General features: G+C 37.5%; 3 protein-coding genes. 1 reads left to right on the top strand and 2 read right to left on the bottom strand.

Annotation, left to right across the window (positions count from 1 at the left end; translation table 11 throughout):
- Positions 1-184: 184 nt before the first annotated feature.
- Positions 185-859, bottom strand: a complete 675-nt coding sequence (locus B3I52_RS03180; protein WP_293298631.1) for a LytTR family DNA-binding domain-containing protein — start codon at positions 857-859, stop codon at positions 185-187.
- Positions 860-1430: 571 nt separating this feature from the next.
- Between B3I52_RS03180 and B3I52_RS03175 the strand changes: the two genes are divergently transcribed.
- The gene (locus B3I52_RS03175) at positions 1431-1823 is read left to right on the top strand and encodes a hypothetical protein (RefSeq protein WP_293298628.1); all 393 of its coding nucleotides are present in this window, start codon (positions 1431-1433) and stop codon (positions 1821-1823) included.
- Positions 1824-1854: 31 nt separating this feature from the next.
- On the opposite strand, the gene B3I52_RS03170 is transcribed toward B3I52_RS03175, so the two are convergent.
- Positions 1855-2106, bottom strand: a 252-nt coding sequence (locus B3I52_RS03170) for a hypothetical protein (protein WP_293298626.1), incomplete at its 5' end; no start/stop codon positions are given.

The following is a 2106-nucleotide window of genomic DNA, read 5'->3' as shown; positions in this document are numbered from 1 at the left end:
TGAAATTTAAACAGCTTCTAAATTTCAATGAAATCTTTTATTTGTCAAGGCTGACCTTTCCGATAAATCGGAACAAGTAGTAGAAGACTACTTGCAATTAATGTTTCTACAGGCTAAACATGACACCTGTGTTTTATGCAAAAGAAATTTAAACAGTGCCTTAGTTTGTAAATTAAACCGGCTTTTAGTTAAGGTTTGTTGTTGATTTTATATTTTCTTGGCTTTCATTGTATTTTGTAAATGCCTTGATAAATGCTTTATACCGTCCTTTACTTATTTTACCTTCTACTTGTGCTAGCGGTTGTTTGAGTAATATGGTGGCATTAGCTTTATCGAAGCCAGCTATGCTTTTAAGCGCAAAAATTTCTGAGCGATTGATTTGTACAAAGGCCGCCGGATTGAGCATTTTATTTAACTGGTCCATCTTATAATTGATGTTGTAGCACGTTTTGTTCTCGTGCCAAAGGAAACCTATGTTACCTTCTCTTTTTAAACATACCACCTCTTCTATATTAAGCGCAAAGTACTTGCTCATTAAGTGGGCATCTATTATTTGCGCATAGCCTTGTTTTGCTTTTTCTTCGAAATAAGCTGGCGACATTTCTTCTACTAGGTACAGTGTATTTAGCGTTAGCAAGAGCCCTATGGTCATTGGAAACTCTATATCCATAAAGCCACTGGTTTTAAAGTTGATATTGAACACCCAAAAATAAGTACGCACCAACATATAATCTATAAGCGCAATACCCAAGAGGCCAAAGGCCAGCTGCATTAGCAAGCGCTTTTCTTTTCCATTAAACCATTTGTAGTTTTTGTTGAGGGTGCTATTGACTTTATTGGTCAGCCAAAAGATAAACATTGTTAAGAGAAAACTAAAAATAAATGAGCTATAAAAACCGGGCATTTTTACCAAGCGGGAGGTAGCTATGGGCTGGACATACCAAGAGGTATATGTTGCCATTAGCAAAGCGGCCATTAGTTTCCAAAAGAGCTTCTTTTTAAAGTACTTTTTGAGCTTGGCCTTTAGTTTGGAGAGATATAATTTTAGAGACGTCATCAAAACTTTGGAATCTATAATTAAGCAATGTATTGAAAATTAATGTTTATTGCAAATAGGTGTGCTTGGCAATACCGATGTAAAAGGGCGCAGGTTACCAGGGCTTCCTGTACCAACCGTATCCTTTCTAATTTAATGAGGTAGGTGTGTGACCACAAATAATGGATTGTTTTTTCGTTTCTAAGGATTAAATTGGTAAGCGTGCCATTGCACTTTGCGGCTGATGGTTATTGGTTTTGACCATTCGCCATTAAAAAACGTCATTTCACCATTTTGGTAGGTTAAATATTGCTGGCGGATGCTTTATAGGGTATAATTTAGGAAGGTTGCAAAAGTTGCAACCATGAGTATCTAAATTTTAACTTATTAAAAAATGGAAAAATTACCTTTAAGTACGGCTGGTGTTAATACCTTACTAGCTGAACTTTACAACTTAACAGATGCGGAGCTGTTTTTGGAAGCAGCAAGTGTAACCGCCGACTTTAGAAGTTGGGTTAACCGACACTTTTTATTGGAAGCATCACAGCTGAATTTCTTGGCCCAATTGGATGACCGACTTGTTTCCCATACAGGAGAACAATGTCGAATTTTCATCACACAGCGTTGGCCAATTACTTTTGCCAAAGAAAGTACGCCTGACGATGAAAAGCCGAGAGGTAAGGTTTTCGAACTTAGCCAAAGTAGTAAGAGCAGTGATGGAAACCCACAAGGCTATCAATATGACAACACTTTGCATTTAAGCATATCTTATCCTTTAATTACCTAATTTAGATAACCCTATCGGCACGCTTGATCAATCAACCTAAACAGCCGGTAGGGTTTTTTCTTTTTTGAGCAAGGAGGCCGAAGACCGATGACCGATGACCGAAGTTGAAAGAGTAAAGAGCAAAGATAAAAGTTGAAAGCTCAAAGACTAAAGACCGATGACCGATGACCGAAGTTGAAAGAGTAAAGAGCAAGGAGCAAAGAGTAAAGATAAAAGTTGAAAGCTCAAAGACTAAAGCTGAAAGACCGAAGTTGAAAGAACGAAGAGCAATCCTTTTTCCGTC

This window comes from Pedobacter sp. UBA4863 (genome assembly GCF_002399615.1).
GTDB lineage: Bacteria > Bacteroidota > Bacteroidia > Sphingobacteriales > Sphingobacteriaceae > Pedobacter.
The sequence above is the reverse complement of the archived record's forward strand: the minus strand, read 5'-3'. Positions and strand labels throughout refer to the sequence as shown.

What these genes read in the sequence shown, in the direction of transcription:
- B3I52_RS03180 (WP_293298631.1), bottom strand. Translation starts at nt 859, where the DNA reads ATGTTTATCTTTTGGCTGACCAATAAAGTCAATAGCACCCTCAACAAA.
- B3I52_RS03175 (WP_293298628.1), top strand. Translation starts at nt 1,431, where the DNA reads ATGGAAAAATTACCTTTAAGTACGGCTGGTGTTAATACCTTACTAGCT.